Origin of the sequence: Bacillus sp. ISL-47 (assembly GCF_018613175.1) — a bacterium.
Classification (GTDB): Bacteria; Bacillota; Bacilli; order Bacillales; family Cytobacillaceae; genus Cytobacillus.
Genome location: NZ_JAGGQS010000024.1, coordinates 44,966 through 61,214 on the forward strand (window position 1 = coordinate 44,966; position 16,249 = coordinate 61,214).

Genomic DNA, 16,249 nt, shown 5'->3' on the forward strand with positions numbered 1-16,249 from the left:
ATCAACAGGGTGCTAAAAAAACATTAACCTTTCACAGAGCCATTGTTAAAAAAGCAACAATGTTTGCGAAAAAACTCTAGCTGATCGGCGGTGGGATTGTCAGATTAGGTGAGGGAAGTACGTATTGTCTATGAGAGCCAAAGCTAAACAGTTATCGGGGATCATAAAATAAAAACCCCGGCATCAGCCGGGGCAAAACTTTAATCCTTATCTTCCATAGCAGCCTTCAGCAAATCTCCAAGGCTTGTTCCAAAGGACTCTTCCTTTTGGGTATATTTTTGGACAAGTTTGCGCTCTTCGCGTTTATTAACTGCTTTTTTCTTGTCCTGGGCTTTTTCAACGACGTTGCATGGTCGGCATTGGAAGTATGCACCTGCTTTGCCCTGGTGGATTTCCATTTTTTTGCGGCATTGAGGGCAGCGGCGGTTCGAAAGCTTGGGATCCTTCCTTTTTCGGAAACTGCACTCCAGATTGGAGCAGACCAGTATTTTCCCATCCTTGGTGTTCCTTTCTTTCAGGAAGGAATCACATTCGGGACATTTGGAGCCGGTCAGGTTATGAGCCCGATAAGACTTGTCGCTCTTCTTAATCTCAGATACCAAGGTTCTTGTCTGCTTGCGGATGTTTAGCAGGAATTCTTTTGGGTCTGCTTTTCCGCGAGCAATCTTTTCCAAATCCTGTTCCCATTTGGCCGTCAGTTCAGGTGATTTTAAGTCATCATTTACAAGGTCCATGAGCTGCTTGCCCTTCTTGGTTGGATAAAGGCGGCTATTTTGCCGTTCCACTGCTTCCGTCTCCAGCAAGCGTTCAATAATTTCTGCTCTTGTTGCAGGGGTACCAAGGCTGTATTTTTCCATTTGGGTCAAAATGTCCGCTTCTGAATAACGGAGCGGCGGTTCGGTCAGCCGTGCGGCAGCTTCTGCTGCTTGAACTGTAAAGGATTGGCCTTTTGATATATTTTTAAGGCTTTGTTTTACTGTTTCCTCATCTGTATTCCGTTCAACTTTGCGATAACCCAAATCGACTACAGCCGTTTCTTTGGCTGTAAAGGTTTCGCCGTTTACGTCAATAATGGCATGAATGCTTTCATATTTATAAGGATGATGGAAAAGCGCCAGAAATCTGCGCAGGATCAACTCGTACAACTTTCGCTCATCTGTGGACAAATCTCCTAGATGGACACGCTCCTCCGTCGGAATGATGGCATGGTGGTCTGTGACTTTTTCATTGTTAAAGACCCGCTTTGCGAGTACCTTTCCCTGATTGGCCAGTATTGGCCGTACTTCATCTTTATAGGAAGCGGCAATCCCATGGAGACGGTCAATCATGGTTGCTTCCATATCCTTGGTCAAATAGCGGGAGTCTGTTCTCGGATATGTGACGAGCTTATGCTGTTCATAAAGCTTCTGCAGCACATTTGATGTTTTCTTGGCTGAAAAGCCAAAACGTTTATTAGCATCACGCTGCAGCTCGGTCAGATCATAAGGGAGCGGCTGCGGCTCCGTTTTTTCCTTCCGGTTTATGGATTGGATAACGGCTTTTTGCCCTTTTGTTTTAGAGACAATATTATCAGCTGTTTCTTTTGAAAAAACGCGTTTTTCCCCGTTTTTTTCCCAATCAGCCTGAAGAGGCCCTACCAGGGCACGAATGGTCCAGTACTCTTTAGGAACAAATTTTTGAATGTTTTTTTCCCTTTCCATAATAAGCGCCAGGGTCGGTGTCTGCACCCTTCCTGCGGAAAGAGGGTCCTTATATTTGGTTGTCAGCGCTCTTGTTACATTTAAGCCAATGAGCCAATCGGCTTCTGCCCGGCAGACTGCGGATTCATATAGATCATCAAATTGCTTCCCCGGCTTCAGGTTTTTAAAGCCATCCCGGATAGCACGATCTGTAACAGAGGAGATCCATAATCGTTTGATTGGTTTGCGCCAGCGGATTTTTTCCAGTATCCAGCGAGCGACAAGCTCACCTTCCCGGCCTGCATCCGTTGCAATAATGACCTCATTGATATCCTTCCGTTTTGCCAGGCTTTCAATCGCTTTATACTGGTGGCTTGTCTGCTTCATCACCTTCAGCCCCATTTGCTCTGGGATGATAGGCAGGTCCTCCAGCTTCCATGTTTTATATTTGCTGTCATAGTGTTCTGGCATCTTTAATTCGATTAAATGTCCTAGAGCCCAAGTAACGACAAATTTGTCGCCTTCTATATAGCTTTTATGTGATTGCCGGCAGCCCAGTACCCTTGCAATTTCACGTGCAACACTGGGCTTTTCTGCAAGAACAAGTGATTTCATCATAACTCCTTTCGATTACGGCAAGACCGCAATCTTTTTCTATCCTTACTCAGTATAGCGGAAAAGCAACAAAATTTGTAATGGAGGAGGTTTTCTTTATGAGCAGGATAGGTAGTCCTCATAGAAAAGGCTGTTTTAGCAAACTTTGTTGCTTTTTAAACAAGAATTGTAGAGAGGTTGATTTCCGCTCCAGGATGCTCGCTTTCCGCGGGGTGGGCGGTGAGCCTCCTCGGTGCAAGCACCTGTGGGGTCTCACCTGTCCCACTCCTCCCGCTGGAGTCTCGCACCTTGCGCTCCAATCAACCAAGCTTATTTATCGTTCTATTCACAAATCTATTCAAAAACAACAATCTTTTAGAAAACAGCCTAGAAAAAAGATATAAACGTTCCGCTGGTTTGGAAAGATAAGTAACGAGTCATAAGGTGTATTGCTTTCAATTTAAAGTCCATTCATTTTACAATGAAATTACCAGTATCTTTACAAATGGAAAGACAAGGTGAAATTATGGATTCAAAAAACAGAAAACTATTTGATTTTATTCAAACTAACTCAAAAAACATTACGGACAAGTGGCTTTCTATGAGAGAAAAACAGGAAAATTCCATATACTCAGCCGATGCAGATCCGGCGTATGAGAGATTGCTGCGGGAACAAAACGCTTTTACTAACTATACCGTCTCTACTGCTCTGCTGGAGGATAAGAAGCAATTCGCCGAAAACAGGGAGAGGTGGGCGAGCACAGTAGCGGAAAGCAGAATCGAATCGGATACGCCTATTTATGAAGTCCTTGAAGCTTTGAGCAATGTAAGAGAAACCTTTTGGCATTTTGTTGAGGAGTTTATAAAGGAAAATCAGGCTGAAATTTCTACAGACGATGTCTTGAAGTGGAGTTCCGTCATTAATACAGCATTCGATCAGTTAATTAATAAGTTTACGGAGAAGTACTATAACCTTACAAATAGAAGGCTTATCGCCCAGCAAAATCTTATAAACGAACTGGGGTCCCCTGTTATCCCTGTTAAAGATTCAACTGCGGTTTTGCCGCTGATTGGCGATATTGACACTGAGCGCGCCCAATTGCTCCTGGAGCAAATCCCGCAAAAATGTGCAAAGGAAAACATAGAGCACCTATTTATAGATTTATCGGGAGTTGCCATTATTGATACGATGGTAGCCCATCAAATATTTTCACTCACAACAGGGTTAAAGCTGCTGGGTGTAAGGTCAATCATTTCCGGCATTCGCCCTGAAGTTGCCCAGACCTCTATCCAATTGGGTTTGGATTTTACAGGCATAGATACTTACAGTACATTAAAGCAGGCCTTGAGAAGGCAAGGAATCGAAGACAAAGAATAATATTGGAGAGAGAAGAGTTTGCTGATTGCAGGCTCTTTTTTTAATGAAAAAGAGTTAAAATGCTTTACTGTATTACCATTCTAACAATCTAATTTGTTAAAAACTGGTAAAAAGTAATTGACAATACTCTTTAGGACACATAAAATTAATTATATTCAGAAAATATATAGATTTGGACTGATGACCATGAAACACCCAAAAATTTTCGCTGCGAATAATCCGTTTAAAAAGGCTGTATTTCAAACCTGTGTTTGAAATACAGCCTTTTCTTTATTTCGCTAATGTACCGAGGAGGATATAAAATGGAAAATTTAACAGGATCTTTGATGACTTTAACACAGGGGAGGGAAAATAAAGTGGTTATTTTAAATGGGAACCAGCTCACTTTGAAGGATATCCATAGAGTCTTATATGAAGGAGAAAAAGCGGCAGCATCCGAAGAAAGTATGGAGAGTGTCAAAAACAGCCATGCAGCAGTGAAAAAAATTGTCAGTGAAGAAAAAGTAATCTACGGCATTAATACAGGCTTTGGAAAGTTCAGCGATGTGCGTATTGACCAGGGGGACGTACAGGATCTTCAATTAAACCTGATCCGTTCGCATGCATGTGGTGTCGGAGAGCCATTTCCTGAGCCGGTATCAAGAGCAATGCTGCTATTAAGAGCCAATGCATTGTTAAAAGGGTTTTCAGGGGTTCGCCCATCAGTTATTGAGACACTGCTTGAGCTGGTTAATAAAAATATCCATCCAGTTATTCCACAGCAGGGGTCGCTTGGAGCAAGCGGTGATTTGGCGCCTCTTTCCCATTTAGCTCTGGTCTTAGTTGGAGAGGGAGAGGTATTTTACAGGGGTGAAAGGAAGCCGGCAATGGAAGTTCTTGAGCAAGAAGGTATAACACCGCTAAGGCTGGAAGCCAAGGAAGGCCTTGCGCTTATCAATGGTACACAGGCCATGACGGCAATGGGTGTTGTAGCTTATCTTGAAGCAGAAAGGTTGGCTTATCAAAGTGAACTGATTGCCGCTGTGACAATGGAGGGCTTAAATGGAATTATTGACGCTTTTGATGAAAATGTCCATCAGGCTAGAGGCTATCAGCAGCAAGTGGATACAGCGAGGAGGATACGTGAATATCTTTCAGGCAGCAGTTTGATCACAAGGCAGGGAGAAATTAGAGTTCAGGATGCGTATTCAATCCGGTGCATACCTCAGGTGCACGGTGCATCCTGGCAGGCGCTTGAATATGTAAAAGAAAAGCTTGAGATCGAGATGAACGCAGCAACAGATAATCCGCTCATTTTTGATAATGGAGAAAGCGTCATTTCCGGAGGTAATTTTCACGGCCAGCCGATTGCGCTCGCAATGGATTTTATGAAAATAGCTGTCGCTGAACTCGCCAATATCTCTGAACGCAGAATTGAAAGGCTTGTAAATCCGCAGCTAAGTGATCTGCCGCCCTTTTTAAGCCCTGAACCAGGACTGCAATCAGGCGCAATGATTCTCCAGTATGTAGCGGCGTCCCTTGTATCGGAAAATAAGACACTTGCACATCCGGCAAGTGTAGATTCCATTCCTTCCTCCGGTAATCAGGAAGACCATGTCAGCATGGGTACGATCGGGTCAAGGCATGCGTATCAAATTATCCAAAATGTTAATAAAGTCCTTGCGATTGAATTAATTTGCGCCCTTCAGGCAGCAGAATACCGCGGATCAGAGAAAATGGCTGATAAAACAAAGAAATTCTATGAAGAAGCCAGAAAAATTGTCCCTTCCATTACAAAAGATCGCATTTTCTCAAAGGATATTGAGTCATGTGCTTCCTGGCTGAAAAAAGTTGATATTGAAGCCATTTAAAAAATAAGGGTCTGAAAAATTCAGACCCTTATTTTTATTCCTTTGCCCTATCTTCAAGTTCTTTTGCTTCATCTTCTTCAAAGCGGTTTTTAAATGCTTCTTGTGTAACAATTAATTCCTCATCTTCTTGTGCTTCGGTTGTATGCTGCTCTACCATAGTATGTTCGGGAAAGTTCCCAGGATGATGCTTTCTTTTATGGTTAAAATGTACTCCACGTGACATGGCAATGCTCCTTTCATCTTTAAGGTTGCGGTCCTTCCTATTTTTCCCCCGAGCATAAGGACTATGTATGACAGCTAATTTTCATTCTTTCGCGTTCATTTTCCTATATAAAAGCATAAGTATATAGGGCGGAATAGAAGTATGAAGGGAGCAAAAGAATGGTGAGTGAATTTAACGCAGCATTGGCTGCAAGTCCAGCGGTTTTTTGCGCAGGCCGAGGAGATCGTGCTCCGGTTTTCACTGCTGATGCCATCATTGACAACCAAATAAAGAAAGTCAATTTGGAGAATTATAAGGGTAAGTGGGTACTGCTGTTTTTTTATCCAAGCGACTTTACATTTGTTTGACCGACAGAATTGGCGGCGGTCGCCGCTGTTAATCCTTACTTAAAAGCACTCAACTGTGAGGTCATGTCCATTAGTACGGACAGTGTATATTCCCACAAAGTATTCAAGGAGACCTCTCCGTCTTTAAAAAATGTAAATTTCCCCATGGTAAGCGACAGGACACATGCGATCAGCAGAGCATACCGCGTTCTGGATGAAAAGTCTGGGGCAGCTGTAAGAGCTTCCGTTTTTATTGATCCAAATGGGATCATCTCTGCAAAATTAATTTATCCAGGGGAAGTTGGCCGGAATCTTCCTGAACATGTCAGAATGATGCAGGGGATTCAATATGCCCAACAGACAGGGCAGGGAGTACCTGCAAACTGGCAGCCTGGCCAGCCTGGCATCATCCGGGATCCGAATTTAATAGGTAAGATCTAAGCAGGAGGAGGTGGAAGCTTTCTCTTGTTTTTTCGCTTCTAAAAAATATAATTCCTTTAATAAGCAGAGCTTAAAATATATAATTAGAAGTAACAAATTATGTAAAGGGGGAAATTATGAATGGACTTCTTTACCATTATGTCTGAGGATCGGATTAGAAAGGCATACAAAGATGGTGAGTTTGACAATTTGCCTGGTTATGGAAAGCCGCTTCCTTTTGATGATCTCGCATCAGTGCCGGAGAATCTGCGGATGGCTTACCGCATTCTTAAAAATGCAGGCTATACCGAGGAAGAAAGCCAGATAAAGCAGGAAATGCTCACAATTGAAGACTTAATCAAAAAGTGTGAGAATAGTGTAGAAAAGAAAGAATTACAGCAGAAGCTGAATGAAAAAATGCTTCGTTTTAATAGCATGATGTCAAAAAGAAGACAAAATACCAATTCGTCGATCTTTAAAAACTACGAAGAAAAAATAAACAATAAATTGTTTTGATGCTGCCCGCTTAACAGTTCCCCTGATAGGCAAAACGAAACAATTAAGGAGTAACCATGAATAAAGATGAATATATAAAGTTTCTTGAAAAAAGGGTAGAAGAATACGAAGCAGCCATCGCTGATATGACTGCACCAATCATTCCATCGATTGTTCCGCAAACTATTTTGGTTCCGATAACAGGCCTTCTCATGGCAGAAAGGTTTGAAAAGATTACCGTAAAAATATTAAACCATATTAAAGAACATGATATAGAGTTTGCCATCATCGATTTTACTGATATTACGGTCGAGCGAATTGAGAAGATGTGCCTTGTTGAACTCGGCCAGCAAGTCCGAAATCTGACAGAATCAATCCATCTAATGGGTGTTAAACCTTATTTTGTCGGTATGACACCTCAGTTAATAAAGGAAATTGTTTTATCCGGCATAGAGCTTAATGCGGAAACACATGCGACATTCCAGGCTGCATTAAAGCACTTGATGAAGATCAATAATTTAGTTTTTCAAAAAATATAGTTCAGGATAACTTCTCTCCAAAAGTGGAAAGGAGTTTTTTTGTTTTTATATAAATGACATGCACAATTTCTGTCAGTCTGGGGATTTGTCCATGCGGAAACCCCCACATGAACATATTCTATAGTATCCAGGAGAAAGGAGGTATTTATATGTCAAGAAATTGGAGAAGAAGATTTGAGATCAATGCGGATGAAGTAGTGATCCGCGCGGATGAAGTTGTTGTAAGGGATGAAGATGATAGACGTGGTGAGGATGATCGGAGAGACGACCGTCGAGATGATCGCCGAGACGATCGCCGGGATGACCGTCGAGATGACCGCCGGGATGACCGCCGAGACGATCGCAGAAAACATGACCGTCGTGGTGACGATGTAGCAGGAGTGGAAGACAATCGGAGAAGACGTTGCGGCTGCGGTAATAATGTTGGCGGAGCAGAAGATGACCGCAGAAGAAGACGCCATCATGATATAGCGGGCGCCGGTGACTTATGGTACAACAGAGATTTAGCTGGAACAGGAAGAGGCTGCAGAGGTGACAGAGTCCGCGGTGCAGAGGATGACGACAGAAGACGCAGAAGGCATTGCGGATGCCGCTGGATCTAAAAAATGCGTTTACAGGACAGGGTCTATTGATCCTGTCCTATTATATTTATAAGGGATTTTTCCTAAAGAAGTGTAAAAAATATCCGAAATTAATAGTAAGTAGCAATACCGTTTTCTTAGACTACATAGATAGGTGTGGCATGCATGGATAAAACAACAATAATAGGAATCATTTTGGGATTTATAGCGGTTGGAGTAGGGATGATTTATAAAGGGGTAAGTCCGGCAGTTCTCCTTAACCCTGCGGCGATCCTGATTATCATTTTGGGAACGGCAGCAGCTGTTGCCATTGCTTTTCCAACGAGTGAAATAAAAAGGGTACCAAAGATATTTGCAGTCTTATTTAAAGAAGAAAAGCTCATGAATCCTACTGAAATGATCAAAATGTTTTCAGAGTGGGCTCAGCTTGCAAGAAAAGAAGGATTGCTTGCCCTTGAAGTTAAAACCAATGAAATTGAAGACACCTTCTTAAAAAATGGATTATCTCTAGCAGTTGACGGTCAAAGCGCTGACTACATCCGTGATGTGCTAAGCGAAGAAATTGATGCCATGGAGGAAAGGCACCAATCAGGGGCTTTGATTTTCAGTCAGGCAGGCACGTATGCTCCTTCTCTGGGGGTGTTGGGGGCTGTTATTGGATTGATTGCAGCATTGGGAAATATGAATGATACCACCAGCTTGGGCCATGCCATTAGTGCGGCATTCGTTGCAACTTTGCTGGGGATCTTCACTGGATATGTACTTTGGCATCCTTTTGCCAACAAGCTAAAGAGAAAATCTAAGCAGGAAGCAAAGCTGAAAAGTATGATGATTGAAGGAATCCTGTCCATCCTGGAAGGCGAAGCACCGCGGATAATTGAACAAAAATTGGCTTCTTATCTTCCATCAGGAGAACGCAGAAAATTCCTTGAAGAAAGCAGCGTGGACAAGGATGAGTAAGCGTAAAAAGAAGCAGCATCACGACGAGCATATGGATGAATCCTGGCTTCTGCCATATGCTGACCTTTTAACCCTGCTGCTTGCTCTTTTTATTGTCCTGTTCGCCATGAGTTCAGTTGATGCACAAAAGTTTCAGAAGTTATCGAAAGCATTCAATGACGTTTTCACTGGCGGAACAGGTGTCTTGGAATTTCCAAGCCCAATGCCTGAAGGTCAAATGCAATCAACAGATGCTATATTAGAGAAACAGAGCAAGGATCTGGAGGGAATGGCTGCGCTTGATAAGCTGGAAAATGAGCAGCAGAAGCAGGCTGCAGACCAGGAGGAATTGGCCGCTCTTCAGCAAAAGGTAAAGGCATTTATAGAGAATAAAAATCTGGCAGACAAGCTGGAGACCTCTTTAACTACAGAGGGGCTGCTTGTTTCAATCAGAGATAATGTCCTATTTAGCTCAGGAAGTGCAGAGGTTCGGACCGAGGATTTAAAAATAGCTAATGAAATAGCAGAGCTCCTCGTCATGGATCCGCCTCGGAATATCATTATCAGCGGACATACAGACAATGTTCCAATCCGTAATTCCCGCTTTGAATCGAACTGGGAACTGAGTGTGATGCGGGCGGTCAACTTTATGAAAATGATCCTTCATCACGATAAACTGGATCCACGCTGGTTCAGTGCAAAGGGATTTGGCGAATTCCAGCCGGTTTCCGACAATAAAACAAAAGATAGCAGAGCCAAAAACAGACGGGTAGAAATTTTAATATTACCGAGAACGGGAAATCAGTCCTAGCAGGGCTGGTTTCTTTTTTGGGTGAAGGATGAATGTGGAATTACTGAAATGCCTAATTAATATCTAAACATACAAATGTACTAATTTTCCAGCTGCGGATAAGTAAATTCCCCAACAAAATCGGCAAAAAGAGATGCCAAAAAAACAAAAAAGCGCTGATATATTCAGCGGCGATGCAAAAAAATTATTATTTGTTTGCTTCTTGTTCAGATCCGTCTGGTTTGCACATGCGGTCCAACATTATGCCAAAAAGAAAGACACATGCAATTGGAATAGAAAAGTTCAAAATATGAACGATTGTCATTTATTAACCTCCTTAAGAAAGCTGTTGTAAAACTAGTGTTGATTTGGCACTGTTGTGTATTGTTATGGAAGGAGCGAGATCTTCGATAAATCATTCGCATTCTTTTTGTACGATGACATTCGAAGAAGTGTAGCCTATAATTCCATACATATTAATTACATTATATGCTAAATTTCACAAAAAAGGCAAAAAATATTCAGAAAATATACACAATTAGGGGTTGACAAACAACAAAAGAAAAGAGCCGCAATGGGCTCTTTTCCAGATTAAGCAGCTATACAAGTTATAACGGCAGATTAGCTTCAGAGTGCACAGTGTTCGGCTTTTTCTGTTTCCCGTGAAGCAAATAGTAGACGAACAGGCCAAACAGCGCAACTCCTGTAAGCATGAAATATAGGGTTGAAAATCCAGTTTGAACCGCTAGAATCCCCAAAACATAGGAGCCTAATCCAATCCCAGTATCAAATAGTGTGAAGAAGGTAGAAGTAGCTAGGCCCCTTTTCGATGGATCGGCTTGTTTGATCGCTACTGTTTGAAGGCTTGGAACGATAGTGCCGTAGCCTAATCCGATAATTGCGCCGGACAGCAGGAATACAAAGCTGCCGTTTGCCTGACTAAGCAAAAATAATCCGGCGGCAAACAGGATAATACCTGGATAAATGACTTTATTTTCACCATAAGTATCAAACCAGCGTCCCGTGAACGGTCGGGACATGATGATGAACGCTGCATAAACCACAAAAAAGAAACTTGCAGCTTCAAGCAGGCCTAACTCTTTGGCATAAACGGAAATAAAAGAAAGAATTCCTGCGTAAGCAAATGCCAGGATGCCTGCTGCAATTGCTACAGGAACTGCATTTTTCTCAAACAAGCTTGAAAGAGTAAATTTGGGATGCTTGACAGCTTTCACGGCTCTTTGCGGCATTTTTACAAAAGCACCTAATAAAAGCGCTATGAAAGATAAAACCGTACATAAAGCGAAAATCCATACAAAGTTTGCATACTGAATAATCGTCAAGCCAGCAAATGGCCCGATAACCATGGCCAGGTTCATAAACATCGCATAATAGCCAAGCCCTTCGCCTCTCCGTTCATTGGGGATAATGTCAGCGACAATCGCTCCGGTTGCTGTCGTTGCCATACCAAAGCCGATTCCGTGCAGGAACCTCAATGCAAGCAAAGTCGGAGTTGAGTCAGCCCAAAAATAAAGCAGGGATGAAACTGCAAAGACTAGTAATGAAGCAAGCAAGATTTTCCTGCGGCCCAGCTCGTCTATCCACTTTCCTGTAAATGGACGGCTGATCACAGCGGCAATCAGGAATACCGATATAATCAGACCAACCTGTGTCTCGTCCCCCCTTAAGTCATCCAAAATATAAAGGGGAAGCGTCGTAAGTAAAATATAAAAACCCATAAATAAGAAAAAACTAGTAATCGAAATACTCAAAAAATCCTTCGTCCATAACGGCTGTTTCTTCATGTTGTCCTCCTAACAATTTGGTACCAGGTACCTATACCACTTTCTTCAACTGGTCTAGGTGCCTGGTACCATGTTTTCTTTCATTTTCGCCATGAGTTTGATCATGGTGTTGATTTCTTCTTCGGTGATATTGTTCAGGACATGGCTTTCGTTTGTGCGGACGGCTTGGAGCCAATTGGCATATTCTTGATTAGCTGCTTCGGTCAGGGAAATCTTTTTTTCACGTTTGTCCTTGCCGGCTGTTCTTGTAACCCATCCGGATTTTTCTAAACGGGCCAGTGTCCGAGTCATAGTTGGCGCTTCAACGCCAAGGTAGGCAGAAAGTTCTTTTTGCGTGCTGGGACCGCCTGTTTTAAGGCGATAGATAATCGTCCATTGTGCAGCATACAAACCCAGAGGCACCAAACTTTCATTGAGTACTTTGGAAAAATGGCGAGTAAATTGATTTATGGAGTGAAAAAATTCGCTTTGATTAGAATACATTTAATCACCTTCTTAAAATAGTTACCTAGCTAACTATACACGGTAATCAAAAAAATGTCTACCGCCCCAATCGGAATTCCGCTCTGCTCCTTCATGGAAAAACCACATTAATTTCAAAGTTCTCTCACAAGTTTTTGATAAATTAGGTGATATAACGCGTAAAGGAAGTGGATTATGGAAGGGTTTAAAAACAGCAGGGGGTTTATCACGTTTTCTATTTGGATCATAATCCTGCTTTCCATAGGATCACAGGCTAATGCGGCTGAAAAAATAGTGGTACCAGGGGATTCCATCCAAAAAGCAATCAGCCATTCGAAGGCTGGCGACACGATTAAGGTAGAAAAGGGCTTATACAAAGAGTCGATATCCATTTCTAAGTCCATAAATCTGGTAGCTGAGAATGGAGCGATACTTGATGGTGGAGGACGGGGAAATGTGATTACCATTAAAGCGGATGATGTGACCATTCAAGGATTGTCCATTCGCAACAGCGGTAAAAACCAAAATGACAGCGGGATTTATCTTAAAAATGTAAACGATGCCTCCATCCATTCTAACAGCTTAACAGACGTCACCGTTGGAGTTTACACAGAAAAAAGTTCGGACAATTTGATTCAAAACAATTGGATAGAAAGCTATGATACTCATTTTTCTAAAAGGGGAAATGGCATTCATCTTTATTATGGTGAAGGCAATGTGATCGAAAAGAATACCATTCAAAATGTACAGGATGGAATTTATTTTGATTTTGCAAAAAATAGCAAAATATATAGCAATACAATTAAAGATTCACGGTACGGATTTCACTTTATGTTTAGTTCGGACATTGAAGCCGCCGATAACACTATAGAGCAAAATATTACAGGATTAATGGTTATGGATTCAGAGAGGCTGCAGTTTGAAAGAAATAAAATTACTGAGCAATTCCATTTTAGAGGTTATGGCATACTGATTTATGATTCGGCCGACATCACTCTGGAAAATAACGAAATTAGAAGGAACAGCACAGGCCTTTATTTTGAGGAAGCCACAAACACCGTAATTCATCATAACTTGATTGCAGCCAATCAGGTAGGGCTTGAGTTTAAGGGAGAAAACACCCGAAATTCCCTTAGTGAAAATAACTTTATCGGCAATATTGTTTCCTCTAAGGTAGCAAGCAGTGACATGCGTCTTGATCATGATGAAAAAGGGAATTACTGGGACGATTATAACAGCTTTGATTTAACTGGTGATGGTATTGGAGAAGAGCCTTATAAAGCCGGCTCCCTTTATGACTCTATTTTGGAAAACCGCCCTTATTGGCAATTTTATTTCGAAAGTCCAGCTATCCAGTTATGGAGCAAAGCAGAATCGATGTTTCCTTCACTCGGAACAGCGAATGTATATGACCAAAAGCCGCTAATTCAACCTGTAAAGCTAGATCATACAAATGTCCAAGAGGAGAGAGGGCAATTATCGCTGCTGCTATTTGGAGTAATTCTCATGGCTTTCTCTATTTGGATCATTATGAAAGGAAGAAAGTAAGATGAAAAATCTTTTTGCCATGTTATTAGCCGCCGCTCTTCTATCCGGCTGCGGGAAAGAGCAAACGTTTGAACCTGAAGAGATTAATCCGGAAATAGACGTTTGCGAGATTTGTAATATGAGCATTGCCCATGAACATTATGCAACAGAGGTTATCTCAACAAACGGAGATGTTTATAAGTTTGATGATATTGGCTGTATGGCGGATTTTGTAGAAAAAGGTGAAACCATTTCTGCTGAAGAAATAGCGAAACAATATGTAAGAGATTCAGAGTCCGGCGAGTGGGTAGAATTAAAGGATGCTTATCATGCTTTCCATCCGGATTTTTGGACACCAATGGCAAATGGGGTCGTGACGTTTAGAGATCAGGAAGGTGCAGAAGCCTATATCGGGCAGCAGGGAATGGGTGAGCTATATAACTATAAAAAGCTGCAGGAACATAAGTGGGGGTGGGAACAATGACGGCTCTCTCAATTGCACGGCATCAGCTGACCCTCATCATAAGAAGCAAATGGCTCGGAAGCTTCGGCCTGTTATTTACGGTCCTTGCAGTGTTTGTCACATATTTTGGTCAGTCAGGGGAATCTGGCTTTAACGGATTCAGCCGTATGATTGCCAGCCTGCTGAATTTAAATCTGCTTTTGGTTCCCTTAATAGCTCTTCTTATAGGCAGCTTATTTTTAGCTGGTGAAAAGGAAGACAGGGGGCTCTTGCTCCTTTTGACATATCCCGTTTCTGTCCCTACTGTCGTATTGGGGAAATTTATCGGCCTCTTTCTTGCACTTTGGTCCGTTATTTCGTTTGGATACGGAGCAGCGGCACTTGTAATGTTTATGGGCAGGGGAGACACATCTGTCCCATTCTTGCTCTTATTTTATTGTCTTTCTTTGCTATTGGCAGTCATCTTTTTGGCTCTTTCCTTCATGATTGGTCTCTATTCGAAAAATAGGTTCCAGGCTTTAGGCATCAGTCTAGTGATTTGGGCGTTTGCGGTCTTATTTTATGAATTTATTGTTATGGGAATCAGCCTATTCGCCACAAAGGATTGGATCATTGGATTGCTTTCATTATCGATTTTTCTGAATCCTGTTGAACTGATCAGGGTTTGGTCCATTCTCACCCTGGATGGTTCGTCTGTATTTGGGCCAAGCCTGTATGAGTTGACGGTATGGGCGAACGGTTCATCTGGGAAAGCATTGTTTGCGGTATCGTCATTTCTGTGGGTGCTTGTGCCGTTGCTATTGGGCAATCTGATGGTAAAAAGGAGAGTAGGAAATGAGTAAAGAACCTTTAGTGGAATTTGTGAATATAAATAAATCATTTCATGAGCATAAAAAAATTGGACCCATTTCTTTCACGATTCAAAAGGGGGAAATACTCGCGCTCTGCGGCGGAAACGGTGCGGGAAAGAGCACGTTGATTAAGATGCTGACCGGCATATTGAACCCATCAGGAGGAAGTCTTCAATTGGAAGGAACGCCTGCTGATCCGACGAGCAAAACGTATAAAGCCTCCTTCTCCTATATGCCGGATGACATGGCATTTCCCCGCCAGTTGACTGGATGGGAAATCTTAACCTTCTATTCATCCCTGCAGGGGGTTGAAACGGTCCGTGCAGAGGGTGTGCTGAAAAAGGTAGGATTATACGAAGACCGCAACAGGATGGTAAAAAACTATTCAAAAGGGATGCAGCAGAGGCTCTCCTTTGCCCAGGCACTCCTTTCTGATGCGCCACTTCTTATCCTGGATGAGCCGACGAACGGCCTTGATCCTTACTGGGTTTTCCGCTTTAAAGAGATTGTAAGGGAAGAACGCGACAAAGGTAAAACCATCCTTTTCTCAACACATATTTTATCAATGGTAGAAGAAATAGCCGATACGGCAGTTTTTCTGGAGGATGGAAAACTCCTTCACCATGAAAAAGTTAATGTGCTAACGAAGAGCCAAGAAGGATACGTCTCACTTGAAAAAGTTTTCTTTGAAAGGCAAATGGCTGTTGCCAAATAGGAAACCGCTGCCGGGAAGGCAGCGGTTTTTTATTGTCAGTTGATGATAAAATAGGTGTAGGTGATGATGAAACTTGACCAGATATTTAAGAAGCTGTTGATATTGGAAGCCGATATTTTTTTTTAGAAAAACCCACCATTGATATAACGCGAATAATAATAAAAATAGGCTTGAAAATGTGGTCCATTTGTATTTCGAGATGTAGGTTACAGAGATTTCTGTTACCTCGCAAATTGGACTGACTAGATATTGATTTCACTGTGTTTGAAAAATAACAGGAAAAATTCCGTTTAAAATGGGAAATACCCATATTTCCTTAAGAATAAGCGGAGTTTTTTCGCTTATATGATCCAAATCTTTGAATTTTGGCTTATTTAGAGCAGTTAACCGGAATTCCTCCACTTATCTCTGCTTCTCAAGCTTCCACTATATACATTAGTCGGAAATACTCCGCCTATTAATTCTCATACCTCATTAGGTGGCACTTTGTAATATTCTTACATAACAAAAAGCCCTGCACTTTGCAGGACTAAATGTATAACAAATATGAGCAGATTTTTAAACGTATTTTTATAAAAAGTGACAGGTATCTGATAAAGTCCATATAATTGT

General features: G+C 41.9%; 16 protein-coding genes. 12 read left to right on the top strand and 4 right to left on the bottom strand.

Going from position 1 to position 16,249, the window contains the following annotated elements:
• Positions 1-200 precede the first annotated feature (200 nt).
• The gene (locus tag J7I93_RS09650) at positions 201-2,294 is read right to left on the bottom strand and encodes a DNA topoisomerase III (RefSeq protein ID WP_214725674.1); all 2,094 of its coding nucleotides are present in this window, start codon (positions 2,292-2,294) and stop codon (positions 201-203) included.
• Positions 2,295-2,874: 580 nt separating this feature from the next.
• On the opposite strand from J7I93_RS09650, the gene J7I93_RS09655 reads away from it, so the two are divergent.
• Both J7I93_RS09655 and hutH read left to right on the top strand, forming a co-directional pair.
• Positions 2,875-3,651, top strand: coding sequence for an STAS domain-containing protein (locus J7I93_RS09655; protein WP_214987803.1), 777 nt, complete (start codon positions 2,875-2,877; stop codon positions 3,649-3,651).
• Between the two features lie 356 nt (positions 3,652-4,007).
• Positions 4,008-5,501 carry a histidine ammonia-lyase gene (gene hutH, locus J7I93_RS09660; RefSeq protein WP_214725675.1) on the top strand — a complete coding sequence of 498 codons (1,494 nt, stop codon included), beginning with the start codon at positions 4,008-4,010 and terminating at the stop codon, positions 5,499-5,501.
• 34 nt (positions 5,502-5,535) lie between these two features.
• Here hutH and J7I93_RS09665 read toward each other — a convergent pair whose 3' ends face one another.
• Positions 5,536-5,724, bottom strand: coding sequence for a hypothetical protein (locus tag J7I93_RS09665; protein WP_144542209.1), 189 nt, complete (start codon positions 5,722-5,724; stop codon positions 5,536-5,538).
• Positions 5,725-5,882: 158 nt separating this feature from the next.
• Between J7I93_RS09665 and J7I93_RS09675 the strand changes: the two genes are divergently transcribed.
• The 6 genes from J7I93_RS09675 (at position 5,883) to motB (ending at position 9,835) form a co-directional block, all read left to right on the top strand.
• Positions 5,883-6,491 carry a peroxiredoxin gene (locus J7I93_RS09675; protein WP_251025791.1) on the top strand — a complete coding sequence of 203 codons (609 nt, stop codon included), beginning with the start codon at positions 5,883-5,885 and terminating at the stop codon, positions 6,489-6,491.
• A 120-nt stretch (positions 6,492-6,611) separates the two neighbouring features.
• Positions 6,612-6,986 carry a DnaJ family domain-containing protein gene (locus J7I93_RS09680; protein WP_214725663.1) on the top strand — a complete coding sequence of 125 codons (375 nt, stop codon included), beginning with the start codon at positions 6,612-6,614 and terminating at the stop codon, positions 6,984-6,986.
• A 56-nt stretch (positions 6,987-7,042) separates the two neighbouring features.
• A complete protein-coding gene (locus J7I93_RS09685) occupies positions 7,043-7,504 on the top strand; it encodes an STAS domain-containing protein (protein WP_214725664.1) in 462 nt (153 codons plus the stop codon).
• A 149-nt stretch (positions 7,505-7,653) separates the two neighbouring features.
• A complete protein-coding gene (locus J7I93_RS09690) occupies positions 7,654-8,106 on the top strand; it encodes a hypothetical protein (protein WP_214725665.1) in 453 nt (150 codons plus the stop codon).
• A 144-nt stretch (positions 8,107-8,250) separates the two neighbouring features.
• Positions 8,251-9,045: a flagellar motor stator protein MotA gene (gene motA, locus J7I93_RS09695; protein ID WP_214725666.1), complete on the top strand. Its 795-nt coding sequence runs from the start codon at positions 8,251-8,253 to the stop codon at positions 9,043-9,045.
• Positions 9,038-9,835, top strand: coding sequence for a flagellar motor protein MotB (gene motB / locus J7I93_RS09700; protein ID WP_214725667.1), 798 nt, complete (start codon positions 9,038-9,040; stop codon positions 9,833-9,835). Before motA ends, motB begins: the two co-directional genes overlap by 8 nt.
• Positions 9,836-10,422: 587 nt before the next feature.
• On the opposite strand, the gene J7I93_RS09705 is transcribed toward motB, so the two are convergent.
• Both J7I93_RS09705 and J7I93_RS09710 read right to left on the bottom strand, forming a co-directional pair.
• On the bottom strand, positions 10,423-11,619 hold the full coding sequence (locus J7I93_RS09705; RefSeq protein ID WP_214725668.1) for an MFS transporter: 1,197 nt from the start codon (positions 11,617-11,619) through the stop codon (positions 10,423-10,425).
• Positions 11,620-11,673: 54 nt separating this feature from the next.
• Positions 11,674-12,102, bottom strand: coding sequence for a MarR family winged helix-turn-helix transcriptional regulator (locus J7I93_RS09710; protein ID WP_214725669.1), 429 nt, complete (start codon positions 12,100-12,102; stop codon positions 11,674-11,676).
• 174 nt (positions 12,103-12,276) lie between these two features.
• Here J7I93_RS09710 and nosD point away from each other — a divergent pair, with 174 nt between their 5' ends.
• Genes nosD through J7I93_RS09730 form a run of 4 tightly spaced genes read left to right on the top strand, consistent with a single transcriptional unit; the run spans position 12,277 to position 15,637 of the window.
• Positions 12,277-13,629, top strand: a complete 1,353-nt coding sequence (nosD, locus tag J7I93_RS09715; protein WP_214725670.1) for a nitrous oxide reductase family maturation protein NosD — start codon at positions 12,277-12,279, stop codon at positions 13,627-13,629.
• A 1-nt stretch (position 13,630) separates the two neighbouring features.
• Positions 13,631-14,092, top strand: coding sequence for a nitrous oxide reductase accessory protein NosL (locus J7I93_RS09720; RefSeq protein WP_214725671.1), 462 nt, complete (start codon positions 13,631-13,633; stop codon positions 14,090-14,092).
• Entirely contained in the window at positions 14,089-14,913 is an 825-nt protein-coding gene (locus tag J7I93_RS09725; RefSeq protein ID WP_214725672.1) for an ABC transporter permease, read from the top strand. The genes J7I93_RS09720 and J7I93_RS09725 overlap by 4 nt, the downstream gene beginning before the upstream one ends.
• The gene (locus J7I93_RS09730) at positions 14,906-15,637 is read left to right on the top strand and encodes an ABC transporter ATP-binding protein (RefSeq protein WP_214725673.1); all 732 of its coding nucleotides are present in this window, start codon (positions 14,906-14,908) and stop codon (positions 15,635-15,637) included. Before J7I93_RS09725 ends, J7I93_RS09730 begins: the two co-directional genes overlap by 8 nt.
• Positions 15,638-16,249: the final 612 nt, after the last annotated feature.